The 25,572-nt window shown below is 59.3% G+C and carries 26 protein-coding genes; 22 read left to right on the top strand and 4 right to left on the bottom strand.

From position 1 onward, the window contains the following. Positions 1 to 51 precede the first annotated feature (51 nt). Complete coding sequence (locus ACYZTS_RS02325; protein ID WP_028624194.1) at positions 52 to 600, top strand: glycine zipper 2TM domain-containing protein; 549 nt, start codon at positions 52 to 54, stop codon at positions 598 to 600. A 249-nt stretch (positions 601 to 849) separates the two neighbouring features. Here the strand turns inward: ACYZTS_RS02325 and suhB are convergent, their stop codons facing one another. Continuing rightward, positions 850 to 1,668, bottom strand: coding sequence for a type III secretion system regulator SuhB (suhB, locus tag ACYZTS_RS02320; protein ID WP_008014726.1), 819 nt, complete (start codon positions 1,666 to 1,668; stop codon positions 850 to 852). A 147-nt stretch (positions 1,669 to 1,815) separates the two neighbouring features. Here suhB and trmJ point away from each other — a divergent pair, with 147 nt between their 5' ends. From trmJ to ACYZTS_RS02215, 21 genes are all read left to right on the top strand, one after another. Beyond that, on the top strand, positions 1,816 to 2,586 hold the full coding sequence (trmJ, locus tag ACYZTS_RS02315) for a tRNA (cytosine(32)/uridine(32)-2'-O)-methyltransferase TrmJ (RefSeq protein WP_461993735.1): 771 nt from the start codon (positions 1,816 to 1,818) through the stop codon (positions 2,584 to 2,586). A gap of 2 nt (positions 2,587 to 2,588) precedes the next feature. Beyond that, positions 2,589 to 3,365: a serine O-acetyltransferase gene (cysE, locus tag ACYZTS_RS02310; RefSeq protein ID WP_461993733.1), complete on the top strand. Its 777-nt coding sequence runs from the start codon at positions 2,589 to 2,591 to the stop codon at positions 3,363 to 3,365. Between the two features lie 237 nt (positions 3,366 to 3,602). Beyond that, positions 3,603 to 4,094 carry a Fe-S cluster assembly transcriptional regulator IscR gene (iscR, locus tag ACYZTS_RS02305; protein WP_028620150.1) on the top strand — a complete coding sequence of 164 codons (492 nt, stop codon included), beginning with the start codon at positions 3,603 to 3,605 and terminating at the stop codon, positions 4,092 to 4,094. Positions 4,095 to 4,144: 50 nt separating this feature from the next. After that, positions 4,145 to 5,359 (top strand): IscS subfamily cysteine desulfurase, encoded by a 1,215-nt coding sequence (locus ACYZTS_RS02300; protein WP_461993731.1) that lies wholly within the window; start codon positions 4,145 to 4,147, stop codon positions 5,357 to 5,359. Between the two features lie 84 nt (positions 5,360 to 5,443). Further along, the gene (gene iscU, locus ACYZTS_RS02295; protein WP_028620148.1) at positions 5,444 to 5,830 is read left to right on the top strand and encodes a Fe-S cluster assembly scaffold IscU; all 387 of its coding nucleotides are present in this window, start codon (positions 5,444 to 5,446) and stop codon (positions 5,828 to 5,830) included. A gap of 34 nt (positions 5,831 to 5,864) precedes the next feature. Next, entirely contained in the window at positions 5,865 to 6,188 is a 324-nt protein-coding gene (gene iscA / locus ACYZTS_RS02290) for an iron-sulfur cluster assembly protein IscA (protein WP_028620147.1), read from the top strand. An 8-nt stretch (positions 6,189 to 6,196) separates the two neighbouring features. Then, positions 6,197 to 6,709, top strand: coding sequence for a co-chaperone HscB (gene hscB, locus ACYZTS_RS02285; RefSeq protein ID WP_461993728.1), 513 nt, complete (start codon positions 6,197 to 6,199; stop codon positions 6,707 to 6,709). Between the two features lie 51 nt (positions 6,710 to 6,760). Then, on the top strand, positions 6,761 to 8,626 hold the full coding sequence (gene hscA, locus ACYZTS_RS02280) for a Fe-S protein assembly chaperone HscA (RefSeq protein WP_461993726.1): 1,866 nt from the start codon (positions 6,761 to 6,763) through the stop codon (positions 8,624 to 8,626). After that, the gene (gene fdx, locus ACYZTS_RS02275; protein ID WP_461993724.1) at positions 8,626 to 8,967 is read left to right on the top strand and encodes an ISC system 2Fe-2S type ferredoxin; all 342 of its coding nucleotides are present in this window, start codon (positions 8,626 to 8,628) and stop codon (positions 8,965 to 8,967) included. Before hscA ends, fdx begins: the two co-directional genes overlap by 1 nt. A 14-nt stretch (positions 8,968 to 8,981) precedes the next feature. After that, the gene (gene iscX, locus ACYZTS_RS02270; protein WP_461993722.1) at positions 8,982 to 9,182 is read left to right on the top strand and encodes a Fe-S cluster assembly protein IscX; all 201 of its coding nucleotides are present in this window, start codon (positions 8,982 to 8,984) and stop codon (positions 9,180 to 9,182) included. Positions 9,183 to 9,274: 92 nt separating this feature from the next. Continuing rightward, positions 9,275 to 9,700 (top strand): nucleoside-diphosphate kinase, encoded by a 426-nt coding sequence (gene ndk, locus ACYZTS_RS02265; protein ID WP_007916882.1) that lies wholly within the window; start codon positions 9,275 to 9,277, stop codon positions 9,698 to 9,700. Positions 9,701 to 9,728: 28 nt separating this feature from the next. Next, entirely contained in the window at positions 9,729 to 10,877 is a 1,149-nt protein-coding gene (rlmN, locus tag ACYZTS_RS02260; RefSeq protein WP_028620142.1) for a dual-specificity RNA methyltransferase RlmN, read from the top strand. A gap of 12 nt (positions 10,878 to 10,889) precedes the next feature. Beyond that, a complete protein-coding gene (gene pilW, locus ACYZTS_RS02255) occupies positions 10,890 to 11,648 on the top strand; it encodes a type IV pilus biogenesis/stability protein PilW (RefSeq protein WP_461993719.1) in 759 nt (252 codons plus the stop codon). Then, complete coding sequence (locus tag ACYZTS_RS02250; protein WP_028620140.1) at positions 11,648 to 12,670, top strand: RodZ domain-containing protein; 1,023 nt, start codon at positions 11,648 to 11,650, stop codon at positions 12,668 to 12,670. Before pilW ends, ACYZTS_RS02250 begins: the two co-directional genes overlap by 1 nt. Positions 12,671 to 12,673: 3 nt before the next feature. Further along, positions 12,674 to 13,783: a flavodoxin-dependent (E)-4-hydroxy-3-methylbut-2-enyl-diphosphate synthase gene (gene ispG, locus ACYZTS_RS02245; RefSeq protein WP_028620139.1), complete on the top strand. Its 1,110-nt coding sequence runs from the start codon at positions 12,674 to 12,676 to the stop codon at positions 13,781 to 13,783. Positions 13,784 to 13,834: 51 nt separating this feature from the next. Beyond that, positions 13,835 to 15,124, top strand: a complete 1,290-nt coding sequence (hisS, locus tag ACYZTS_RS02240; RefSeq protein WP_461993716.1) for a histidine--tRNA ligase — start codon at positions 13,835 to 13,837, stop codon at positions 15,122 to 15,124. A gap of 40 nt (positions 15,125 to 15,164) precedes the next feature. Next, positions 15,165 to 15,806 carry a tetratricopeptide repeat protein gene (locus tag ACYZTS_RS02235; protein ID WP_461993714.1) on the top strand — a complete coding sequence of 214 codons (642 nt, stop codon included), beginning with the start codon at positions 15,165 to 15,167 and terminating at the stop codon, positions 15,804 to 15,806. Continuing rightward, positions 15,799 to 16,950: an outer membrane protein assembly factor BamB gene (gene bamB / locus ACYZTS_RS02230; RefSeq protein WP_028620136.1), complete on the top strand. Its 1,152-nt coding sequence runs from the start codon at positions 15,799 to 15,801 to the stop codon at positions 16,948 to 16,950. Before ACYZTS_RS02235 ends, bamB begins: the two co-directional genes overlap by 8 nt. 240 nt (positions 16,951 to 17,190) lie before the next feature. Further along, a complete protein-coding gene (gene der, locus ACYZTS_RS02225; RefSeq protein WP_028620135.1) occupies positions 17,191 to 18,660 on the top strand; it encodes a ribosome biogenesis GTPase Der in 1,470 nt (489 codons plus the stop codon). Positions 18,661 to 18,953: 293 nt separating this feature from the next. After that, positions 18,954 to 20,102, top strand: coding sequence for a pyridoxal phosphate-dependent aminotransferase (locus ACYZTS_RS02220; protein ID WP_461993711.1), 1,149 nt, complete (start codon positions 18,954 to 18,956; stop codon positions 20,100 to 20,102). Continuing rightward, positions 20,090 to 20,881, top strand: a complete 792-nt coding sequence (locus tag ACYZTS_RS02215; protein ID WP_461993708.1) for an amidohydrolase — start codon at positions 20,090 to 20,092, stop codon at positions 20,879 to 20,881. The genes ACYZTS_RS02220 and ACYZTS_RS02215 overlap by 13 nt, the downstream gene beginning before the upstream one ends. 187 nt (positions 20,882 to 21,068) lie before the next feature. Here ACYZTS_RS02215 and leuA read toward each other — a convergent pair whose 3' ends face one another. From leuA to xseA, 3 genes are all read right to left on the bottom strand, one after another. Beyond that, positions 21,069 to 22,748 (bottom strand): 2-isopropylmalate synthase, encoded by a 1,680-nt coding sequence (gene leuA, locus ACYZTS_RS02210; protein ID WP_461993706.1) that lies wholly within the window; start codon positions 22,746 to 22,748, stop codon positions 21,069 to 21,071. 459 nt (positions 22,749 to 23,207) lie between these two features. After that, a complete protein-coding gene (locus ACYZTS_RS02205; protein WP_461993704.1) occupies positions 23,208 to 24,029 on the bottom strand; it encodes a peptidoglycan DD-metalloendopeptidase family protein in 822 nt (273 codons plus the stop codon). 3 nt (positions 24,030 to 24,032) lie between these two features. Beyond that, positions 24,033 to 25,412 (bottom strand): exodeoxyribonuclease VII large subunit, encoded by a 1,380-nt coding sequence (xseA, locus tag ACYZTS_RS02200; RefSeq protein ID WP_461993702.1) that lies wholly within the window; start codon positions 25,410 to 25,412, stop codon positions 24,033 to 24,035. Between the last annotated feature and the right edge of the window lie 160 nt (positions 25,413 to 25,572).

The raw sequence follows: 25,572 nt of genomic DNA, 5'->3' as shown, positions 1-25,572 counted from the left end.
AAGGCTGGGAGAAGCGCGGGCTATCCCGCATGTGATGGTCAGGAGGTTCATGTGAACAAGTCGTTGCTGGTTGGTGCGGTATTGGGTGCTGTCGGTGTAACTGCCGGGGGTGCTGTTGCCACCTACAGCCTGGTTAATAGCGGCCCTGAGTATGCGCAAGTATTAGCCGTTGACCCGGTCAAGAAACAGATCAAGACGCCACGTGAAGTGTGCAAGGACGTAGCGGTGACCCGCCAGGCACCGGTCAAAGATCAACACCAGATTCTCGGCACCGCGCTTGGTGCGGTTGCGGGCGGTCTGTTGGGTAATCAAGTCGGCGGCGGCACGGGCAAGAAGATTGCCACGGTGGCGGGCGCAGTCGGCGGTGGTTACGCGGGCAACAAGGTGCAGGAGGGTATGCAGAATCGCGACACCTACACCACGACCCAGACACGCTGCAACACGGTGAATGACATCAGCGACAAGATTGTCGGCTACGACGTTCGTTATTCACTGGATGGCAAGGAAGGCAAAGTGCGGATGGATCGCGAGCCGGGTGACAAGATACCGGTCGACAAAGAAGGCAAGTTGATCCTGTCGCAGAACGAGCCGGCTCAGTAAGCCTCGATTCAAGGCATATAAAGAAGCACCCTGCGGGGTGCTTTTTTGTGTCCAGGATTTAAGCGACACAGCAAAACCCCCTGTAGGAGTGAGCCTGCTCGCGATAGCAATCCATCATTCGAAATAGGTGGTGACTGTTACATCGCTATCGCGAGCAGGCTCACTCCTACATTGGGTCTGTGGTGAGGCATGGGCAAATTTCAGGCATAAAAAAAGCACCCCGAAGGGTGCTTTTTTGTGCCCGCAAACTTAGCGTTTCAGCGAGGCCGGCAGGTGCGGCTGGATCGCCGTCAGCACTGCTTTGAAGCATTTGGTGTTGCCAGCAACGATGTGGCCCTTCTCAAGGAAATCGTGACCGCCGGTGAAGTCGCTCACCAAACCGCCGGCTTCCTGAATCAGCAGGGCGCCTGCAGCCATGTCCCACTCGGACAGGCCCGACTCCCAGAACGCATCGAAACGACCGGCTGCAACGTAAGCCAGGTCCAGGCTCGCCGAACCGGCGCGGCGGATGCCGGCGGTCTGGCCAACCAGGGCGCGGAACATGCCCAGGTAGTTGTCGAGGTTGTCCATCTGGTCGTCACGGAACGGGAAGCCGGTACCCAGCAGGGCGCCGTCAAGGCTGGTACGGCCGCTGACACGCAGACGACGACCGTTCAGTTGAGCGCCGCGACCACGGCTGGCGGTGAATTCTTCCTGGCGAACCGGGTCCAGAACAACAGCGTGTTCCAGGCGACCGCGGTATTTGCAGGCAATGCTGACAGCGAAGTGAGGAATGCCGCGCAGGAAGTTGGTGGTGCCGTCCAGTGGGTCGATGATCCACAGGTATTCTTCGCCTTCGATCCCGGTGCCGGCGTGCATGCCGGTTTCTTCACCCATGATCGAGTGATTCGGGTAAGCCTTGCGCAGCGCATCGATGATTTTCTGTTCAGCGGCGCGATCCACCTCGGATACGTAATCCTTGGCGTCTTTTTCGTCGACCTTGATGGTATCCAGGCGCTCGATGGAGCGGAAGATCAATTCACTGGCGCTGCGGGCGGCGCGCAGCGCGATATTCAGCATGGGCTGCATGGATGTGTCACCTAAGGTTGTTAAAGAAAGCCGGGCATTCTACTCAGAAAGTTTCTACAGGTGAAGGACGACGTTCGCTTTCATAGCTTAACGGTAGGTCTCGCTGTAAGATTCTGCTCCCCTTTATTGTGTTCGAGAGCGCCTCCCTTGCTGCATAACATTCGTGTCGTCCTGGTCAATACCAGCCACCCCGGCAATATCGGCGGGGTAGCGCGTGCCATGAAGAACATGGGCCTGACGCGGCTGGTGCTGGTCGAGCCGCGGTTGTTTCCGCACCACGAGGCCGATGCGCGAGCCTCGGGCGCCGGCGACATCCTTGAAAACGCTCAGGTCGTCGCCACCCTGGAAGATGCCTTGGTCGGCTGCAACCTGGTGCTCGGCACCAGCGCCCGCGACCGTCGCATTCCCTGGCCACTGCTTGATCCGCGTGAGTGCGGAACGAAAGTGGTCGAGGAAGCAGGGCAAGGCGCCGAAATTGCCTTGGTGTTCGGTCGTGAAGATTCCGGCCTGACCAATGAAGAGCTGCAGCGATGTCATTATCACGTGCACATCCCGTCAGACCCTGAGTTCAGCTCGCTGAACCTCGGGGCGGCGGTGCAGGTGTTGAGTTATGAAGTGCGCATGTCCTGGCTCGCGGCCCAAGGCCAGCCGAGCAAGGTTGAAAAGGAAGAAGTCGCCTCGACCAAGAGCGCCGAACTGGCGACCATGGACGAGCTGGAGCGATTCTATGAGCACCTGGAGCAAACCCTGGTGGCCATCGAATTCCTCGATCCGGAAAAACCCCGCCACTTGATGGCGCGCCTGCGCCGGTTGTACGGACGAAGCTCGGTCAGCCGGGCGGAAATGAACATATTGCGTGGCATCCTCACGGAAACCCAGAAAGCGGCCCGTGGCGAGCTTCTAAAGCGGAAGGATTAATAATGTTCGAGCGTTTGCGTGAAGATATCCAGAGCGTTTTCCATCGAGACCCGGCGGCGCGTAACGCTTTTGAAGTCCTGACTTGCTACCCGGGCATGCACGCCATCTGGATCCACCGATTGTCGGCGGCCCTGTGGCGCGCAGAGCTGAAGTGGCTGGCGCGGCTGGTGTCGAATTTCGGCCGCTGGTTGACCGGGATCGAGATCCATCCGGGCGCCAAGGTTGGCCGTCGGTTCTTTATCGATCACGGCATGGGCATCGTAATTGGTGAAACGGCCGAGATTGGCGACGACGTCACGCTTTATCAAGGTGTGACGCTTGGCGGCACCAGTTGGAACAAAGGCAAGCGTCACCCGACCCTGGAAGATGGCGTGGTGGTGGGTGCCGGCGCGAAAGTGCTTGGCCCGTTTACCGTGGGCGCGGGGGCGAAGGTTGGCTCGAACGCAGTCGTGACCAAGGCGGTGCCTGCCGGTGCGACCGTGGTCGGCATCCCGGGACGGATTATCGTCAAGCCTGACGAAGAGCAGGACGCCCGACGCAAAGCCATGGCAGAGAAGATCGGTTTCGATGCTTACGGCGTTGGCGAGGACATGCCTGATCCGGTGGCTCGGGCCATCAACCAATTGCTCGATCATCTGCAGGCAGTCGACGGGCGTCTGGAAGGCATGTGCGGCGCGTTGAAGGATCTGGGCAGCAATTACTGTGCGAAAGATCTGCCTGAGCTGCGCGAAGAAGACTTCGCCTGCGTGAAAGACAAGGATCAGAGCCAGGCCGGTTAACCGAGTCGACTTCATCGCGAGCAGGCTCACTCCTACATTTGAAATGCGTTTCCCTGTAGGAGTGAGCCTGCTCGCGATGAACGATAACGCGCAATCACTGGCTGCATCCCCTCGGCCTTTGCTATGATGCGGCCGCTCTTTTGCGGGTAAACCTGACTAAAGCACTAGGTCTTATAGTTGACTTAAATACTCGGGAATTGCATACTCGCCCCATTCCGAACTCCGTGGTAATTGTCCATGCGACTGACTACAAAAGGCCGATACGCCGTGACCGCCATGCTCGACCTGGCGTTGCACGCGCAGCACGGGCCGGTGTCCCTGGCCGATATCTCCGAGCGCCAAGGCATCTCCCTGTCCTACCTCGAACAGCTGTTCGCCAAGCTGCGCCGCAGCAACCTGGTTTCCAGCGTTCGCGGCCCCGGCGGCGGCTATCAGCTGTCGCGGGAAATGCAGGGCATCCAGGTGGCCCAGGTGATCGATGCAGTCAACGAATCGGTTGACGCCACCAAATGCCAGGGTCAGGGCGATTGCCATCAAGGCGACACCTGCCTGACGCACCACTTGTGGTGCGACCTGAGCCTGCAGATTCACGAATTTCTGAGCGGTATCAGCTTGGCTGATCTTGTCACTCGCCGTGAGGTGCAAGAAGTAGCCCAGCGTCAGGATCAGCGCCGTTGCAACAGCAAGGCGCCGCGCCTGGACAAGATTGAAGCGTCCGCCGTCGAATGACAGCCATAGAGCCAGCGGCACGCCAGCCAGCCTGATTTAGGAGAGAGTCCATGAAATTGCCGATTTACCTTGATTACTCTGCGACCACCCCGGTTGATCCGCGCGTCGCGCAAAAAATGAGTGAATGCCTGCTGGTCGACGGAAACTTCGGTAACCCGGCGTCCCGTTCCCACGTGTTTGGCTGGAAAGCTGAAGAGTCCGTCGAAAACGCTCGTCGTCAGGTGGCCGACCTGGTCAATGCCGACCCGCGTGAAATCGTCTGGACCTCCGGTGCCACCGAATCCGACAACCTGGCAATCAAGGGTGCGGCGCATTTCTATGCCACCAAAGGCAAGCACCTGATCACCACCAAGATTGAGCACAAGGCTGTCCTCGACACCATGCGCCAACTGGAGCGTGAAGGCTTCGAAGTCACCTACCTCGAGCCGCGCACCGATGGTCTGGTCACTCCAGAGATGATCGAAGCTGCCCTGCGTGACGACACCATTCTGGTCTCGGTCATGCACGTGAACAACGAAATCGGCACCATCAACGACATCGAAGCGATCGGCGAACTGTGCCGCTCCAAGGGCATCCTGTTCCACGTCGACGCCGCTCAGTCCACTGGCAAGGTCGACATCGACCTGCAGAAGCTGAAAGTCGACATGATGTCGTTCTCCGCCCACAAAACCTATGGCCCTAAAGGCATCGGCGCGCTGTACGTCAGCCGCAAGCCGCGTGTGCGCATCGAAGCGACCATGCACGGCGGCGGTCACGAGCGTGGCATGCGTTCCGGCACCCTGGCGACCCACCAGATCGTCGGCATGGGTGAAGCTTTCCGTGTAGCCAAGGAAGACATGGCGGCCGAGAACGTGCGCATCAAAGCCCTGAGCGACCGTTTCTTCAAGCAGGTCGAAGACCTCGAAGAGCTCTACGTCAACGGCAGCATGACCGCCCGCGTTCCACACAACCTGAACCTGAGCTTCAACTACGTTGAAGGCGAGTCGCTGATCATGGCGCTCAAGGATCTGGCGGTGTCGTCCGGTTCGGCCTGCACCTCGGCGTCGCTTGAGCCTTCTTACGTATTGCGCGCCCTGGGCCGCAACGACGAACTGGCACACAGCTCGATCCGCTTCACCTTCGGCCGTTTCACCACCGAAGAAGAAATCGACTACGCCGCGCAGAAAGTCTGCGAGGCCGTTACCAAGCTGCGCACCTTGTCGCCGCTGTGGGACATGTACAAAGACGGTGTCGACATTTCGAAAATCGAGTGGGCGGCACACTGATTTCAAGTCGCCGCAAACCGGCCCTGCCAGCCTCCGGGTGCAGGGCTCAAAGAGCGACTATCTGATGAGTGAGGATTAAGAATCATGGCTTACAGCGAAAAGGTCATCGACCACTACGAGAACCCGCGCAACGTCGGCAAGATGGACGCGGAAGATCCTGATGTCGGCACCGGCATGGTCGGCGCTCCGGCGTGCGGCGACGTGATGCGCCTGCAGATCAAGGTCAACGAAGCCGGCATCATCGAAGACGCCAAGTTCAAGACCTATGGCTGCGGTTCGGCAATCGCTTCCAGCTCCCTGGCGACCGAGTGGATGAAGGGCAAGACTCTGGATGAAGCAGAGACCATCAAGAACACTCAGCTGGCCGAAGAACTGGCTCTGCCGCCAGTGAAAATTCACTGCTCCGTGCTCGCGGAAGACGCTATCAAAGCGGCCGTTCGCGACTACAAGCAGAAGAAAGGCTTGATCTGAATTCCAGGATTTGGCGACGAGTAAGGAGTCACCGATGGCTATCAGCATGACAGAAGCGGCTGCTCGACACGTGCGGCGCTCCCTCGACGGGCGCGGCAAGGGTGAAGGGATTCGTCTGGGTGTTCGCACCACAGGCTGTTCCGGCCTTGCCTACGTGCTGGAGTTTGTCGACGAGGTGGTTGCAGAGGATCAGGTGTTCGAAAGTCACGGCGAAAAAGTGATTATCGACCCCAAGAGCCTGTCCTACCTGGACGGCACCGAGCTCGATTTCGTCAAGGAAGGGTTGAACGAAGGCTTCAAGTTCAACAACCCCAACGTACGCGGTGAGTGTGGCTGCGGCGAAAGCTTCAACATCTGAGGCTATTTGTGGGTACTCCTTGTCATTTCGCTTTATTTGAGCTGCAGCCGAGCTTCAATCTGGACCTCGACCAGCTGGCTACGCGCTACCGTGAGTTGGCGCGTGGCGTTCATCCTGACCGGTTTGCGGACGCTTCCGAGCGCGAGCAGCGGCTGGCGCTCGAGCAATCCGCGAGCCTCAACGAGGCCTACCAGACGCTCAAGAATCCCCCGAAACGCGCGCGATACCTGCTTGCGATGAATGGGGGCGAGTTGCCGCTGGAAGTTACGGTGCATGATCCGGAGTTTCTTCTGCAACAGATGGAATTGCGTGAAGAGCTCGAAGATCTGGCTGATCTGGACGGGGTTGCTGCGTTCAAGCGCCGCCTGAAGCTCGCCCAGGATGAACTCAACCAAAGTTTCGCAGCCTGTTGGGATGACGCAGCGCAACGTGAGCAGGCCGAACGCCTGATGCGACGCATGCAGTTCCTCGACAAGCTGACCTACGAAGTGCGCCAGTTAGAAGAGCGCCTCGACGATTAACCCAGTGCCGCTCCGGTCGCACGCCTGATATACAGATAAGTCCTGATCACGATGGCCCTACTGCAGATCGCCGAACCCGGCCAAAGTCCTCAACCGCACCAGCGTCGTCTGGCTGTGGGGATCGACTTGGGCACTACCAATTCGCTGGTCGCTGCGTTGCGCAGTGGTCTTTCCGAGCCTTTGGCCGACGCTGAAGGGCAGGTCATCCTGCCATCGGCTGTGCGCTATCACGCCGATCGCGTTGAGGTCGGCGAGTCCGCCAAACTGGCGGCCGCTGCCGATCCCTTGAACACTGTGCTGTCGGTCAAACGCTTGATGGGTCGTGGTTTGTCCGACGTCAAGCAATTGGGCGATCAACTGCCGTACCGCTTTGTCGGCGGTGAGTCGCACATGCCGTTCATCGACACCATTCAGGGGCCGAAAAGTCCGGTCGAAGTCTCCGCCGATATCCTCAAGGTGCTGCGTCAGCGCGCCGAAGCGGCATTGGGTGGCGAGCTGGTCGGTGCGGTGATTACCGTGCCGGCGTATTTCGACGACGCCCAGCGGCAAGCGACCAAGGACGCGGCGAAACTGGCCGGTTTGAACGTGCTGCGCTTGCTCAATGAGCCGACCGCTGCGGCAGTGGCTTATGGGCTGGATCAACATGCTGAAGGCCTCGTCGCGATTTACGACCTGGGTGGCGGCACCTTCGATATTTCGATTCTGCGCCTGACCGGCGGCGTTTTCGAAGTCCTGGCCACCGGTGGCGACAGTGCCCTGGGCGGCGATGATTTTGATCACGCCATTGCTGGCTGGATCATCGCCAGCGCCGGTTTGTCGGCCGACCTCGACCCTGGCGCGCAACGGCATCTGCTGCAAACCGCGTGTGCTGCCAAAGAAGCGCTGACCAATGCCGACTCTGTTGAAGTTATTTACGGCGACTGGAAGGCCCAGCTCACCCGCGAAGCCTTTAACGCGCTGATCGAGCCGATGGTCGCTCGCAGCCTGAAAGCCTGCCGCCGTGCGGTACGTGATTCCGGCATCGAGCTGGAAGAAGTCCACGCTGTGGTCATGGTCGGTGGTTCGACCCGTGTGCCGCGCGTTCGCGAAGCGGTGGCTGAAGCCTTCGGTCGCGAGCCGCTGACGGAAATCGATCCGGATCAAGTGGTGGCCATCGGGGCTGCGATCCAGGCTGATACGTTGGCAGGCAACAAACGCGATGGCGGCGAATTGCTTTTGCTCGATGTGATTCCGTTGTCCCTGGGACTTGAAACCATGGGCGGCCTGATGGAGAAGGTGATTCCGCGCAACACCACCATCCCCGTTGCCCGCGCCCAGGATTTCACCACGTACAAAGATGGCCAGTCGGCCATGGCGATCCACGTGTTGCAAGGCGAGCGTGAGTTGATCAGCGATTGCCGCTCTCTGGCCCGCTTCGAATTGCGCGGCATTCCGGCCATGGTGGCTGGCGCGGCGAAGATCCGTGTCACCTTCCAGGTCGATGCCGACGGTTTGCTCAGCGTTTCTGCCCGCGAGCTGGGTTCAGGCGTTGAAGCCAGCATTCAGGTCAAACCGTCTTACGGTCTGACCGACGGCGAAATCGCCAAGATGCTCAAGGATTCGTTCCAGCACGCCAACGACGACAAAGTCGCCCGTGTACTGCGCGAGCAGCAGGTCGATGCGCAGCGCTTGATCGAAGCGGTACAGGCGGCGCTCGATGTCGACGGCGAGCGCCTGCTCGACGCTGAAGAGCGCGTGGTCATCGAACTGCAGATGCAGGAACTGACCGAACTGATGAAAGGCACCGATGGTTTCGCCATCGAGCAGCAGACCAAGCGACTGTCGCAAGTGACTGATGCCTTTGCTGCCCGCCGTATGGATTTGACGGTGAAAGCCGCTCTGTCGGGGCGCAACCTGAATGAAATCGAGGATATCTGATGCCGCAGGTCATTTTTCTGCCCCACGACAAGTTTTGCCCGGAAGGCATGGTGGTCGAGGCTGAGCCCGGCACTTCCATTCTCGAACTGGCGCACGAGCACCACATCGAGATGGAAAGTGCCTGCGGCGGCGTCTGCGCCTGTACCACCTGTCACTGCATCGTACGCGAAGGGTTTGATTCGCTGGAAGAAGCGGACGAGCTGGAGGAAGATTTCCTTGATCGTGCCTGGGGTCTGGAGGCGCAATCGCGTCTGGCCTGCCAGGCGATCGTCGGGACTGAAGACCTGACCGTCGAAATTCCGAAGTACTCGCTCAACCATGCGGCCGAAGCGCCGCACTGATTCAAGGAAATGTCATGAGCCTGAAATGGGTTGATGTACAAGAAATCGCTATACAGCTTGCCGAGGAGCACCCGGAGGTTAATCCTCTGACGGTCAACTTCGTTAAACTGCGTAATCTGGTCATGGCGCTGCCCGAGTTCGACGATGTGCCGGACCGGGGCGGGGAGAAGGTTCTTGAAGCGATTCAGACCTTGTGGATCGAAGAAGCAGACTGACCCACCACCGCACGCAGTTAGGCAATACCCAAGAACCCGCGTATAATTCGCGGGTTTAATTTTTCACAAATTACCGTTTCTGGAGTTACACCATGGCTGTTCAACGTACTTTCTCCATCATCAAGCCTGACGCTGTTGCAAAAAACGTCATCGGCGAGATCACCACTCGTTTCGAAAAAGCTGGCCTGCGCGTTGTAGCTTCGAAACTCAAGCAACTGTCCAAAGCTGAAGCTGAAGGCTTCTACGCTGAGCACAGCGCTCGTGGTTTCTTCGGCGACCTGGTTGCTTTCATGATCTCCGGTCCTGTTGTCGTTCAGGTTCTGGAAGGCGAAAACGCTATCGCTCTGAACCGCGAGCTGATGGGCGCTACCAACCCTAAAGAAGCTGCTGCCGGCACCATCCGCGCTGACTTCGCTGATTCCATCGACGCCAACGCTGTGCACGGTTCGGACTCCGAAGCCGCTGCTGCTCGCGAAATCTCGTACTTCTTCGCAGCTACTGAAGTAACCACTCGCTAAGCATTGGCTTAAGAGTGAAGGTGAATCCATGACTACATCGACTGTAAAAACCAACCTGCTGGGTCTGACTCAACAGGAAATGGAAAAATTCTTCGACTCGATCGGGGAGAAGCGTTTCCGTGCCGGTCAGGTAATGAAATGGATTCACCACCTTGGCGTCGATGATTTCGACGCCATGACGAACGTCAGCAAGGCCTTGCGCGACAAGCTCAAGGCTATTGCCGAAGTTCGCGGTCCTGAAGTCGTCAGCGAGGACATCTCCACCGACGGCACCCGTAAATGGGTGGTGCGTGTGGCGTCCGGCAGCTGCGTCGAGACCGTTTACATTCCCCAGGGCAAACGCGGCACCTTGTGCGTTTCGTCCCAGGCAGGCTGTGCCCTGGATTGCAGTTTCTGCTCCACCGGCAAGCAAGGATTCAACAGCAACCTCACCGCCGCCGAAGTCATCGGTCAGGTGTGGATTGCCAATAAATCGTTCGGCAGCATCCCGGCGACCGCCGACCGTGCCATCACCAACGTGGTGATGATGGGCATGGGCGAGCCGCTGCTGAACTTCGACAACGTTGTTGCGGCCATGCACTTGATGATGGACGACCTCGGTTACGGCATTTCCAAGCGCCGTGTGACCCTGTCGACCTCCGGCGTGGTGCCGATGATCGATGAGCTGTCCAAGCACATCGACGTCTCCCTGGCGTTGTCTCTGCACGCACCAAACGACGCATTGCGTAACCAATTGGTGCCGATCAACAAGAAATATCCGCTTAAGATGCTGCTCGAGTCGTGCCAGCGCTACATGTCGTCCCTGGGCGAAAAACGCGTGCTGACCATCGAGTACACCTTGCTCAAAGACATCAACGACAAGGTCGAGCACGCGGTCGAAATGATCGAGCTGCTCAAGAACATCCCGTGCAAGATCAACCTGATTCCGTTCAACCCGTTCCCCCATTCCGGTTACGAGCGTCCGAGCAACAACGCAATCCGTCGGTTCCAGGATCAGCTTCACCATGCAGGCTTCAATGTCACCGTGCGCACCACGCGTGGTGAAGACATCGACGCTGCATGTGGTCAACTGGTAGGGCAGGTGCTGGATCGCACCCGTCGCAGCGAACGCTATATCGCCGTGCGCGAGTTGAGCGCCGAGAACGATCTGGCGCAGAACGCCGCAAACAACACGTAAGAGAGGATCTCTATGTCATTGCGCTTTGCGCTGCTTGTGCTGATGGCCAGTCTTTGTACTGGTTGTGTCCTGTCGGGCGATTTCAACCCGATGAAGACCAGCAAGGGCCGCGACGAAGCGCGTGCTGCTTACGTGCAGCTTGGCCTGGGGTACTTGCAACAAGGCATGACCGAGCGCGCCAAGGTTCCGCTGAAGAAAGCCCTGGACCTGGACAGCTCCGATCCCGACGCCAATGCCGCGCTTGGGCTGGTGTTTCAAGCGGAGATGGAACCGGAGCTGGCGGACGAGCATTTCCGCAAGGCGCTGTCTTCACGGTCCGGTGATGCACGGATTCTGAACAACTACGGCAGTTTTCTTTTCGAGCAGAAGCGTTATAAAGAAGCCTACGAGCGCTTCGAACAGGCTGCTGCCGATACCCTGTATCCCGAGCGTTCGCGAGTGTTCGAAAACCTCGGCATGACGGCTTCGAAGCTCGGTCAGCGAGATCTTGCCCAACAGCAACTGGAAAAAGCCTTGCGCTTGAACCGGCAACAGCCACGGGCATTGCTGGAAATGGCTGAGTTGTCTTATGAAGACAGGCATTATGTGCCAGCGCGTGACTATTACGACCGTTTTAGCCTGCTCACCGAACAAAATGCACGTAGTCTATTGCTCGGCGTTCGGCTGGCAAAAGTATTTGAAGATCGCGACAAGGCCGCCAGTTTTGGCCTGCAATTAAAACGACTCTATCCCGGTACGCCGGAATATCAGCAATACCTGTCGGAGCAATGATGAAAGCGGCGCATCCCGAAGTTGTAGCAGCGAATCGCGTTAACCCCGGTGAGACATTGCGCCAGGCCCGCGAAAGCAATGGCTGGTCGCTGGCCGAAGTGGCCCTCAAGCTCAACCTCACCGTCAATTCCCTGAGCAATCTGGAAGCCGGCGCTTTCGACAAGCTGCCGGGGCATACTTTCGCTCGCGGTTACATTCGCGCGTACGCCAAATTGCTCGGTATGGATCAGACCGTTCTGGTTCAGCAATTCGACCAGTCCACCGGTACCGACTCCCAGGGCAGCAGTGTTCACAGCCTGGGTCGTATCGAAGAGCCGGTTCGTGTTTCCCACACGATTCTGCGAATTGTCAGCCTGCTGTTGCTGATCGCGGTCATCGGCGGTGGTTTCTTCTGGTGGCAGGATCAAACCTCCCAGCGCGCCAAGGAAGTAACCACCCTGAGCCCGGAGCACGTTGAAGTCGAAGGCGCCGACGGCACTACCCAGATCCATCCGCTGGACGAGCCGGAAGACCAGGCCGTCGTGGAAGGTCAGGCTGAAGGCACCACTGAGCTGGCGTTGCCACAAGCCGAAACATCTGCTGAAACGCCAGCGGCTGCTGAAGCGGCCGTGCCTGTTGCGCCCACAGCACCGGCTCCGGCAGCGAGCACTGCGCCGGTTGTCGCGGCCCCGGTCACGCCAGCCCCGACTTCACCGACTGCCCCGGTCGTGCCAAACCCGCCGGCGAGCGCTTCGGTTACGCCGACCATTCCTGCTCAGGCCGCAACGGCTCCGGTTGCCGGTCAGGGCCAGGTGCAACTGCAGTTCACCGCCGATTGCTGGACGCAAGTCACCGACGGCACCGGCAAGGTGCTGTTGAGCGGCCTCAAGCGCAAAGGCGAAAACGTTTCCGTCAGCGGCAAGCCACCTTTTGCCGTGCGTCTGGGCTATGCCCGTGGCGCGCAGGTCAGCTACAACGGGCAAGTGGTTGATGTCGCTCCGTTCACCAGTGGCGAGACTGCTCGCCTGAAGTTGGGTCAATAAGTCATGCACGGCGAATCTCCAATCAAACGTCGCGAATCCCGCAAGATCTGGGTGGGTAACGTTCCTGTGGGCGGCGATGCGCCTATCGCTGTGCAGAGCATGACCAACAGCGACACCAACGATGTGGCCGCCACCGTCGCGCAGATCAACCGTCTGGAAGCCGCTGGCGTCGATATCGTTCGGATCTCCGTGCCGGACATGGACGCCGCAGAGGCGTTCGGCAAGATCAAGCAGTTGGTCAAAGTGCCGTTGGTTGCGGATATCCACTTTGACTACAAAATCGCTTTGCGAGTGGCCGAGCTGGGCGTTGATTGCTTGCGCATCAACCCGGGCAACATCGGTCGCGAAGACCGCGTTCGCGCGGTGGTAGACGCCGCCCGTGATCGCGGGATTCCAATCCGCATCGGCGTCAACGCCGGCTCCCTCGAAAAAGACCTGCAGAAGAAATACGGCGAGCCAACGCCGGCCGCATTGGTCGAGTCGGCCCTGCGCCATGTAGAGCACCTTGAGCGCCTGAATTTCCATGACTTCAAGGTCAGCGTGAAAGCTTCCGACGTGTTCATGGCCGTCGCCGCGTACCGCTTGCTGGCCAAGGAAATCGTCCAGCCGCTGCACCTGGGCATCACCGAAGCCGGTGGTCTGCGTTCAGGCACGGTGAAATCCGCCGTAGGCCTCGGTATGCTGCTCGCCGAAGGGATTGGCGATACTATCCGCATCTCGTTGGCGGCCGACCCGGTCGAGGAAGTGAAAGTCGGCTACGACATTCTCAAATCCCTGCACCTGCGTTCCCGTGGAATCAACTTCATCGCCTGCCCGAGCTGCTCGCGGCAGAACTTTGATGTGGTGAAAACCATGAACGAGCTGGAAGGGCGCCTCGAAGACCTGCTGGTGCCGCTGGATGTCGCGGTCATCGGATGCGTGGTCAACGGGCCGGGTGAAGCCAAGGAAGCCCATATCGGCTTGACCGGCGGCACGCCAAACCTGATTTATATCGACGGCAAGCCGTCGCAGAAACTGACGAATGACAATCTGGTGGATGAGCTTGAACGCTTGATCCGCCAGAAAGCGGCCGAGAAGGTCGAGGCCGACGCAGCAGTTATCGCGCGCGGCTGAGCCCTACTTAAGAGTCGAACGGCTGAAGAGCCGAACGAATAAGGATTTATAGTGAGCAAGTCTCTGCAAGCCATTCGTGGCATGAACGACATCCTGCCCGAACAGACGCCCCTGTGGCGTCACTTCGAAGGCACTGTTTCGCGTTTGCTGGATAACTACGGTTACAAGCAGATCCGCATGCCGATCGTGGAATTCACCGAGCTGTTCAAGCGCTCCATCGGTGAAGTGACCGACATCGTTGAAAAAGAGATGTACACCTTCGAGGACCGCAACGGTGATTCGCTGACCCTGCGTCCCGAAGGCACTGCCGCGTGCGTGCGTGCCGTACTCGAGCACGGCATCACCGGTGGTGGCCAGGTACAGAAACTGTGGTACATCGGGCCGATGTTCCGCCACGAACGTCCGCAGAAAGGCCGTTATCGCCAGTTTCACCAGATCGGTGTCGAGGTGTTCAACCTTGATGGTCCGGACATCGACGCCGAGCTGATCGTGCTGACCTGGCGCCTGTGGGGCGAGCTGGGCATCCGTGATGCGGTCAAGCTCGAACTCAACAGCCTGGGCACCAGCGAGTCCCGTGGCCGTTACCGCGAGGCTCTGGTCGAATTCCTGTCTGCTCACCTGGACAAGCTCGACGAGGATAGCCAGCGCCGTCTGAAAACCAACCCGCTGCGGGTATTGGACACCAAGAACGCTGACACTCAAGCGATCCTGGTCGACGCGCCGAAAATGGCCGATTACCTCGACGACGAATCCCGTGTTCATTTCGAGGGCCTCAAGGCGCGCCTTGATGCCGCGGGCATTCCTTACGTGATCAACCCGAAGCTGGTGCGCGGGCTGGATTACTACAGCAAGACCGTTTTCGAATGGGTCACCGACAAACTCGGCGCTCAAGGCACCGTGTGTGCTGGCGGCCGCTACGACGGTCTGGTAGAGCAGATGGGCGGCAAGCCGACCGCTGGCGTTGGTTTCGCCATGGGGATCGAGCGCCTGGTGCTGTTGCTGGAAACCCTGGAGCAGATCCCGCAAGAGATTTCCCGTCAGGTTGACGTCTATCTCTGTGCATTTGGCGAGGCCTCCGAGTTGGCTGCGCTGACGTTGAGCGAGAAAGTACGCGACGAATTGCCCAACCTGCGCCTGCAGATCAATGCCGGCGCCGGTAGCTTCAAAAGCCAGTTCAAGAAAGCCGACAAGAGCGGCGCGTTGTACGCGCTGATCCTCGGTGACGACGAAATGGCCCAGCAAGTGGTAGGTTTCAAACCCCTGCGTGGCCAGGGCGAACAACAAAGCATTGCCTGGGATGCGCTTGCTGCACACCTGGCCACCTGCGTCGTGCAGGGTTGAAGCTGTCAAACAGCCGATTTAGCGATTAAGGAGTATTGGGGTGTCGAATACCGAAGACGAACAGCTGGCGGATTTGAAGGACTGGTGGACACGCAACGGCAAGCCCCTGGTCACTGGCGGCCTGTTGGCGCTGGTCATCGTGTTCGGCTGGCAGGCTTGGCAGAAGTATCAGAGCAATCAGTCGCAGGGTGCGTCGATTCTCTATCAGCAGTTGCTGGAAACCACGCTGACGCCTGACGGCAAGCCTGACGCGGCCCGTGTTTCGGACCTGGCTGGCAAGCTCAACAGCGAGTTCGGCGGTACCGCGTACGCGCAGTACGGCAGCCTGTTCGTGGCGAAAGTTGCCGTCGACAGCGGCAAGCTGGACGACGCCGCCACCGAGCTGAAAGCCATTATCGCCAAACCGGCCAAACCGGCGCTGGGCGAGATCGCCCGTCAACGTCTAGCCCAGGTTCTGGCTGCACAAAGCAAGGCCGATGAAGCCCTGAAGCTGTTGGAAGGCGATGCCGACATAGCGTTCCTGGCCACTCGCGAAGAACTCAAGGGCGACCTGCTGGTGCAGTTGGGTCGTACCGACGAAGCAAACACCGCATATCAAAAAGCCAAGGCGGCACTGTCGGATGAAGCGGCGGTCGGCGGCTTACAAATCAAGCTGGACGATCTGGCCAAAGGGGATGCGTGACGTGATTCGTTGGAAACATGCAGCATTGCTGGCTCTGGCCATTTTGGCCGCGGGTTGCAGCAGCAACAGCAAAAAAGAACTGCCACCGGCCGAGCTGACCGACTTCAAAGAAGAAGTGGTTCTGCAAAAGCAGTGGAGTCGTTCGATCGGTGACGGTCAGGGCGAAACCTACAACATGCTGGTTCCGGCGATCGAGGGCGATACCATTTATGCCGCGGACGTCACCGGTGTGGTGATGGCGATGGATCGCAGCAATGGCGACGTCAAGTGGGAAAAAGATCTCGAACTGCCTGTTTCCGGCGCCGTTGGCGTGGGTTACGGTCTGGTCGTTTTCGGTACCACCAAAGGCGAGATCGTTGCGCTGGACTCCAGCAGCGGTGAAGAGAAGTGGCGCACGCGTGTGTCCAGTGAAGTACTTGCACCGCCGGCCAACAACGGTGACGTTGTCGTGGTTCAGACTCAGGACGATCGTCTGATCGGCCTGGACGCTGCCACCGGTGACCAGCGCTGGTTGTACGACAGCACGCCGGCTGTCCTGACCTTGCGTGGCACCAGTGCGCCGATCGTAACCAACCGCCTTGCGGTGGCTGGCCTGTCGACCGGTAAAGTGGTCGCGCTCGATATTTCCAACGGCGTGCCGGTGTGGGAACAGCGGGTTGCGATTCCACAAGGCCGTTCGGAACTGGAGCGTGTGGTCGATATCGACGGTGGCTTGCTGCTGTCCGGCGGTACGCTGTATGTCGCCAGCTATCAGGGTCGCGTTGCGGCACTGGACCTGGAAAGCGGTCGTCAGCTGTGGCAGCGTGATGCTTCCAGCTATGCCGGTGTTGCTCAGGGTTTCGGCAGTGTTTACGTGAGCTTGTCGTCAGGCACCGTTGAAGGTGTCGACGAGCGTTCCACCTCTGCATTGTGGAGCAATGATTCGCTGGCTCGCCGTCAGCTCTCGGCGCCGGAAGTGTTTTCCAGCTACGTAGCCGTTGGTGACATGGAAGGCTACCTGCACCTGCTGAGCCAGGTGGACGGTCGCTTCGTCGGCCGCGAACGCATCGACAGCGATGGCCTGCGTGCCCGACCGCTGGTGGTGGGTGACATGATTTATGTGTATGGCAACAGTGGCAAACTGGAAGCCCTGACCATCAAGTAAAGATTTGACTATGCTTGGGTTAAACCCCAAGCGGCTTCATCTGTGGTGATAAATGTGGGAGCGAGCCCTGCTCGCGATGGACGTCAACGATAACGTTGGCATCCTGAATAGACGCTGTGCCTTTGCGTTTTTTCGCTGGCGAACCAGCTCCCACAATTAAACACACAGTGATGCCCCGAGCACCAGCCGCTGCCTCGCAGCGGCTTTTGTATTTTCTGAAATAACGAAGTGGAGAGCCGCATGGTTCCCGTAATCGCCCTGGTGGGCCGACCGAACGTCGGCAAGTCCACCTTGTTCAACCGCCTGACCAGGACTCGTGACGCCATCGTTGGCGACTTGTCCGGTCTGACCCGTGATCGCCAATACGGTGAGGCCAAGTGGCAAGGGCGTTCCTACATTCTGGTCGACACCGGTGGTATCTCCGGTGACGAGCACGGTATGGACGAAAAAATGGCCGAGCAGTCGCTGCTGGCCATTGAAGAGGCCGATGTGGTTTTGTTTCTGGTAGATGCCAAGGCCGGTTTCACCGCCGCCGACCAGATGATCGCCGAGCATTTGCGCAAACGTAACAAGCGTTCTTACGTGGTTGCCAACAAGGTCGACAACATCGACCCTGAAATGGCCCGCGCCGAGTTCGCCCCGTTGGGCATGGGCCACGCGATTCCGATCGCCGGCGCCCACGGTCGTGGCATCACGCAGATGCTCGAAATTGCCCTGAGCACCTTCCCTAAAGACGAAGAAGAGCCAGAAGACGGCGAAGAAGAGATCGTTGCTGAAGGCGAGGAAGCCAAGCGCATTCCTGGCCCGAGCGAAAAAGACGGGATCAAGATCGCCATCATCGGCCGCCCGAACGTCGGCAAGTCGACCCTGGTCAACCGTATGCTCGGTGAAGACCGGGTCATCGTTTATGACGAGCCCGGCACCACCCGCGACAGTATCTACATCCCGTTCGAGCGTAACGACGAGAAGTACACGCTGATCGACACCGCGGGCGTGCGCAAGCGCGGCAAGATCCACGAAGAAGTTGAAAAATTCTCCGTGGTCAAAACCCTGCAGGCGATCAAAGACGCCAACGTGGTGATCTTCGTGATGGACGCCCGCGAAGGCGTGGTGGATCACGACCTCAACCTGCTGGGCTTTGCCATTGAAGCGGGTCGTGCGCTGGTTATCGCGATCAACAAGTGGGACGGCATGACGCCGGGCGAGCGAGACTTCGTCAAGGTCGAGCTGCAACGTCGACTGTTCTTCGTCGACTACGCTGACATCCACTTCATCTCGGCCCTGCACGGCACGGGCGTGGGCAACCTATACGCTTCCGTACAGAACTCGTTCAAGTCTGCGGTCACCCGCTGGCCAACCAACCGTCTGACCACGATTCTGGAAGATGCAGTTGGCGAACACGCGCCGCCGATGGTCAACAACCGCCGGATCAAGCTGCGTTATGCCCACTTGGGTGGCGCGAACCCGCCGATCATCGTGATTCACGGTAACCAGATCGAGAAGGTGCCGAAGTCTTACGTGCGTTATCTGGAAAACACTTACCGTCGTGTCCTGAAGCTGGTCGGTACGCCGATACGCATCGAGTTCAAGGGCGGCGAGAACCCGTACGAAGGCAACAAGAACTCGCTCACCGACCGTCAGGTCAACAAGAAGCGTCGCATGATGTCGCACCACAAGAAAGCCGACAAAAAGCGCCGAGATAAGCGCTGATCCACAGCCGCGCACGCCTTTGTGTGCGGGCTTTTTTGGCGAGGGAGCTTGCTCCCGTTGGGTGGCGCAGCCGCCCCAAAAATCATCCACTGCGGTTTTTCCAGATAAACCGCGGTGCAGATTTACGACTGCTGCGCAGCCGAGCGGGAGCAAGCTCCCTCGCCACAGGGTTATGGGTTGGTCGATAGTAAAAAGGGTGCCGGAAGGCGCCCTTTTTTTATGGGCGCCTGATGGGCTATCCTCAGGCTCTCCCGCGCCGCCGTTAGAGCCGGGTGTAGAGCAGGGAATCACCGATGATCACCAGTAAGCTGCCGAATGTCGGCATCACTATCTTCACGCAGATGTCTCAGCTCGCGGCGCAAACCGGCGCGATCAACCTGTCTCAGGGTTTCCCCGATTTCGATGCACCGCAGGCTCTGTGCGATGCTGTCGGTCGGCATATTGCCAGTGGCCACAACCAGTATTCACCGATGACCGGGCTGGCAGCGTTGCGTCAGCAGGTGTCGGCGAAGATTGCTCGCAGTTACGGCGTCAATGTTGACCCCGACCACGAAGTGACCATCACCCCCGGCGCGACCCAGGCGATTTTTTGCGCGATCCAGGCGGTTATCCACAGCGGCGACGAAGTGATCGTCTTCGATCCTTGCTACGACAGTTATGCACCAGCGACGGAACTGGCCGGTGGGCGCTGCGTGCACGTGCAGCTCGGTCTGGACGACTTTTCCATCGACTTCCAGAAGCTCGCCGACGCAGTCACCCCGCGCACGAAAATGATCGTCCTCAACAGCCCGCACAACCCGAGCGGTGCCCTGATCAGCCGTGCCGAACTTGATCAACTGGCGAATTTGATCCGTGATCGCGACATCTATCTGATCAGTGATGAAGTCTACGAACACCTGGTATTTGACGGCGTCGCGCACGTCAGCGTGCTGAACCACGAGGAGCTGTATCAGCGCGCGTTCGTGGTCAGCTCGTTCGGCAAGACTTACCACGTCACCGGTTGGAAAACCGGATATGTAGTCGCGCCACCGGCGCTCACGGCCGAACTGCGCAAGGTGCACCAGTACGTCAGCTTCTGCGGGGTGACGCCGCTGCAATACGCCTTGGCCGACTTCATGGCCGAGCACCCGGAACACGTTGAACAGCTGCCGGCGTTTTACCAGGCCAAGCGCGATCTGTTCTGCGATCTGCTGACACCGTCGCGCTTCAGCTTCAATCGCGTGGCCGGCACCTATTTCCAGTTGGTCGACTACTCGCAGATTCGCCCCGACCTCAACGACGTCGACATGGCGCTGTGGATGACCCGGGAACACGGCGTGGCAAGCATTCCGATTTCAGTATTTTATCAGTCGCCGCCCGAAGGCCAGCGGCTGGTGCGACTGTGCTTCGCCAAGCGCGAAGACACCCTGCGTGATGCGGCGGAGAAACTATGCGTGATCTGAGTGCACTGCCCAATCTCAAACTTGCACTGATTCAGACGACGCTGGCGTGGCATGACCGGCAGGCCAACCTCGAACATTTCGAATCCTTGCTGGAGCAGGCGCGCGGCGCCGATCTGATCATTTTGCCGGAGATGTTCACCACCGGTTTTTCCATGGAATCGCAGACGCTGGCAGAAGCTGAAAATGGCCCGACCAGCAAATGGCTGCGGGCACAGGCGGCGAAGCTGAATGCGGTGATCACCGGTAGTGTCATCGTGCAGGCCGCTGACGGCAGTCATCGCAATCGCTTGCTGTGGGCGCGGCCGGACGGTGAGGTGTTGCACTACGACAAGCGCCACCTGTTCCGCATGGCGGGCGAGCACAACCATTACACGCCGGGCGAGCGTCAGGTGCAGTTCGAGCTCAAGGGCTGGCGCGTGCGTCCGCTGATTTGCTACGACCTGCGTTTCCCGGTGTGGAGTCGCGATGCACAGGACACCGACCTGCTGCTGTACACCGCGAACTGGCCCGGTGCGCGGCGTCAGCACTGGAACCGTCTGTTGCCGGCGCGGGCCATCGAAAATCTGTGCTACGTGGCGGCGGTGAATCGCATTGGCACGGACGGCAAGGGGTTTGCGTATACCGGCGACAGCCAGGTGCTGGATTTCCAGGGTGAGACGTTGCTCAGCGCAGGGGAGGCGGACGGGGTGTTCGAGGTGGTTCTGGATGCGGCGGAACTGGCGGCGTATCGCACCCGGTTCCCGGCGAATCTGGATGCGGATACGTTTGAGTTCACCTGATATCTTCGCCGCCTGAGCGGACCCCATCGCGAGCAGGCTCGTTCCTGCAGTGGATTTGTGTTGGGAATACGATCAAATGTGGGAGCGAGCCTGCTCGCGATGGGGCCATACCGGTCAATACATAAACTACAGGCAAAAAAAGGCCCCGAGGTTCACACCCCGGGGCCTTTTGCATTTCAGCGATGGCTTACGCCGCTTTCGCTTCCGGTTGACTCAGCGAGCGGTTCAGCGCGCTGAACAGCGCTTTGAAGCTTGCGGTGGTGATGTTCTCGTCAATCCCCACACCGTGTACCGCACGCTGGCCGTCCACACGCAGTTCAATGTACGCCGCCGCTTTGGCATTCGTACCGGCGCCAATCGCGTGTTCGTTGTAGTCCATGATCTCCACCGGAATCGGCAGCCCGGCAACGAGTGCTTCCAGGGCACCGTTGCCTTTGCCACGCCAGTGCAGGTTGGTTTCGCCCTGGCCCTTGCTGGCCACTTCAACTTCGACGGCGCTGTTGCCGTTCTCTTCCTGCAGACGATGGCTGACCAGCGCGTACGGGGTGTTGGCCTGCAAGTACTCGCTGTGCAGCAAAGCGTGGATCTGCTGGGCCGTCATCTCGAGGCCCAGACGATCGGTTTCACGCTGCACCACCTGGCTGAATTCGATCTGCATGCGGCGTGGCAAGCTGATGCCATATTCCTGCTCCAGCAGGTAAGCGATACCGCCCTTGCCCGACTGGCTGTTGACGCGAATCACCGCCTCGTAGCTGCGGCCGATGTCGGCCGGGTCGATTGGCAAGTACGGCACTTCCCACAGGCCATCCGGTTTCTGCTGGGCGAAGCCCTTGCGGATCGCGTCCTGGTGCGAACCCGAGAACGCGGTATGCACCAGGTCGCCGACGTACGGATGGCGCGGGTGCACCTGGATCTGGTTGCACTCTTCGACGACTTTGCGCACACCGTCGATGTCGGAGAAATCCAGCTCAGGGTGAATGCCTTGGGTGTAGAGGTTCAACGCCACGGTCACCAGATCGACGTTGCCGGTACGTTCACCGTTGCCGAACAGGCAGCCTTCGACACGGTCGGCGCCGGCCATCAGGCCCAACTCGGTGGCAGCAACGCCAGTGCCACGGTCGTTATGGGTGTGCAGGCTGATGATCACGCTGTCACGACGGTTGATGTGACGTCCGAACCATTCGATCTGATCGGCATAGATGTTCGGGGTCGCGCACTCAACCGTAGCTGGGAGGTTGAGGATCATTTTGTGCTCGGGCGTCGGGTTCCACACTTCGATCACCGCGTCGCAGACTTCCTTGGCGAACTCCACTTCGGTGGCGCTGAAGGTCTCCGGCGAGTACTCGAAGGTCCACTCGGTGTCCGGCTGTTGCGCGGCGTATTTGACGAACAGTTTGGCCGCGTTCACGGCGATCGCTTTCACGCCTTCCTTGTCCTGATTGAAGACAATACGGCGGAAGGAAGGGGAGGTTGCGTTGTACAGGTGAACAATGGCTTTCTTCGCCCCGCGCAGGGATTCGAAAGTGCGCTCGATCAAGTCTTCACGACCCTGGGTCAGCACCTGAATGGTGGTGTCGTCCGGGATGTGGTTGCCTTCGATCAGCGTACGCACGAAGTCAAAATCGGTTTGCGAAGCGGCCGGGAACGAGGCTTCGATTTCTTTCACGCCGACTTGCACGAGGGTTTTCCAGAAGCGCAGCTTTTTCACCGCGTCCATCGGCTCGATCAGCGACTGGTTGCCGTCGCGAAGGTCGGAGCTGCACCAGATCGGCGCCGCGGTGATGGTCTTCGATGGCCATGTACGGTCCGGAATATCAATGGTCGGGAACGCGCGGTACTTCGAAGACGGGTCTTTGAGCATGCTCATCGGGAAATCCTTATTGTATTGGCCGAAAAAAGGCGGCCTGCCGGTGGATCAAATGTTCTTGGGGAAAAGCTCAGGACGAGGTACCGCGATTCAGCCCGGCAGTCGTGCACTGACGAGGCACAGACTGCGGTGCTGACGAAGCTGGATGAGGGTGTGAGAGGTTTTCATGCCTTCAACCCTAACCGCGAGGGTGAAGGTTGGCAAGCAGTCGAAAAAAATTGAGAGAAGTTCTGCTTTTATTAGTGTTTGCGAGATTTAATCGCGCGTATTTGTGCGTGATGCATTAATGATTGCGGTGATGGTTGAACGTCGGCAATTGAAGGATGGTAGTGATACGGCTGCCGCCTCCGTCGGAATGCCGCCCAGAGCAAGCTCGCTTCCACAGTGATGTGTGACACGCCGCAGACCACTGTAGGAGTGAGCCTGCTCGCGAAAAGTTCTTAAGCCTCACCAACACATTTACGGCTGAAAAGCGCCAATGAATATCGCCGGATCCACCCGCGCATCATTCAGGCTGATGTTCCAGTGCATGTGCGGCCCGGTCGCACGCCCGGTGGCACCGACTTTCCCGACCACGCCGCCTCGGGCCATCTGCTGGCCGACCTTCACGTCGATCTTCGACATGTGGCAAAACATGCTGATGAAGCCCTGGCCGTGGTCGACAAATACTGTGTTGCCATTGAAGAAATAGTTACCGATCAAAATGACTTTGCCCGCCGCCGGCGTCTTGATCGGCGTGCCTGCAGGTACGGCGAAATCCAGGCCCGAGTGCGGATTACGCTCTTCACCATTAAAGAAGCGGCGCACGCCGAACTTGCTCGACAGCGGCCCGTTGACCGGTTTGTCCAGCAGCAGGTTGCTCGGCGTGTTCGGGCTGAACAGACGGTAGGCCGCAATTTGCTCCGCCAACTCCTTCTCGATGCGCTTGAGATTGGCCGGATCAGGATTCACCTGCTGGGTGTTCTTCAGGGTAATGCGTTGCTCCGGGTACTTCTTGTTGCCCACCGTGAAACTCAGATTTCGCCCACCGCTGGTGACTTGTTGCGTGCCGGGCTTGACCGTCAGAGGTACGCCGACAATCGCCAGCCAGTTGTTCTGTTCCTTGACCACCAGCACCGGTTTGCCTTGATAGCTGGCTTTCGGCGCCTGCGCAGAAGCGCCGAGATCGACGACCGCTACACCGCCCGGCACCGGTTTGTTCAGCAGGCGAGTGATGTAACTGTCAGCGTGGGCATTGAACGTCAGGCACAGCAAGAACAACGGAGCAAGAAAACGCGGCATGGATCAATCCAGTAAAGAGAGGGTGACGGGCGTCAGGTGATTGTCTTCGACCCGAACGTGCAATTCGCCTTCGCCCAGGCGGGCTTTCAAACGCTGGCCGTTGTGGGTTTGCGCAGCGCTGCGGATCGCGTGACCGCGTTCATCAAGCAAAATGCTGTAGCCACGCGCCAATGTCGCCAGCGGGCTGACCACTTGCAGCGTCTGCACTTGACTCTGCAAGGCCAGCCGCCGCGATTTAAGCCTTTCGCGCATGGCGCGGGGCAAGCGCTCGCCGAGGCTGTCGAGGCGCTGACGAAGCATCGCCAGTTGCCGTCCCGGATGTTGCCCGGCGAGGCGGGTTTCCAGGCGGATCAGTCGTTCGCGCCGAGTGTTGAGGCTGCGCTCGAAAGCGCGGCGCATGCGCATGTCCAGATCGTCCAGACGTTGCGCCTGCTGGCGCAGACGTTCACCGGGATGCCGCAGACGTCGTGCCATGCCTTCCAGACGCAGGCGATCACGCATCAAACGGTCGCGGATGCGCATCACCAACCGGCGATGCAGGCTTTCGACCCGCCGAACCAGATCGCTGGAGTCCGGCGCGAGCAGTTCGGCGGCGGCGGACGGTGTGGGTGCGCGAACGTCGGCGACGAAATCGCTGATCGATACATCGGTTTCATGGCCCACAGCGCTGACAATCGGCGTCACGCAGGCATCCACCGCGCGGGCCACGGCTTCTTCGTTGAAACACCAAAGGTCTTCCAGCGAGCCGCCGCCACGGGCCAGGATCAGCGCATCGAAACCACGGGCATCGGCGAGTTTCAGCGCGCGGACAATCTGCGCGGTGGCTTCGCGGCCTTGCACGGCAGTCGGGATCAGCGTCAGCTGGACCTGCGGTGCCCGGCGGCGGAATACGCTGATGATGTCGCGAATCACCGCGCCAGTGGGCGAACTGATAATGCCGATGCGCTGCGGGTGCGCCGGCAGCGGCACTTTGCGTTCGGCACTGAACAGGCCTTCGGCGCTGAGCTTTTCTTTCAGCGCATCAAACGCCAGTCGCAAAGCGCCATCACCGGCAGGTTCGACGGTGTCGAGGATCAGTTGATAGTCACCGCGGCCTTCGAACAGCGAAACCTTGCCGCGAACCTTCACCGCCAGGCCGTCTTTCAGCGCCTGACGCACCCGCGCAGCGTTTTGTCGAAACAATGCGCAACGCACTTGGGCGCCGCTGTCCTTGAGCGTGAAGTACACGTGGCCGGACGCCGGGCGGGCGAGGTTGGAGATTTCGCCTTCGACCCATATATTGCTGAACACGTCTTCCAGCAACACCCGCGCGCGGCCGTTGAGCTGGCTGACGGTGAGCACTTCACGGTCCAGGCCGAGTCTTGCAAAGGGATCTTTAATCATGGGAGGCAGTTTAAAGGCATTTGGCGGTCAATCTCCATGAGCCAGCGCAAATCGCTCGCCGGTGCGGCCAAGACTTGACCCAGTTTCGTCAGCGATTAAGCTGCCGGCCGTTCTGACGCCTTCGCGAGCAGGCTCGCTCCCACAGGGGGTTGTGCCGACA

The organism is Pseudomonas sp. TMB3-21, assembly GCF_054898145.1.
Note: the sequence above shows the minus strand (reverse complement) of the source record. Positions and strands in the feature narration are given on the sequence as shown.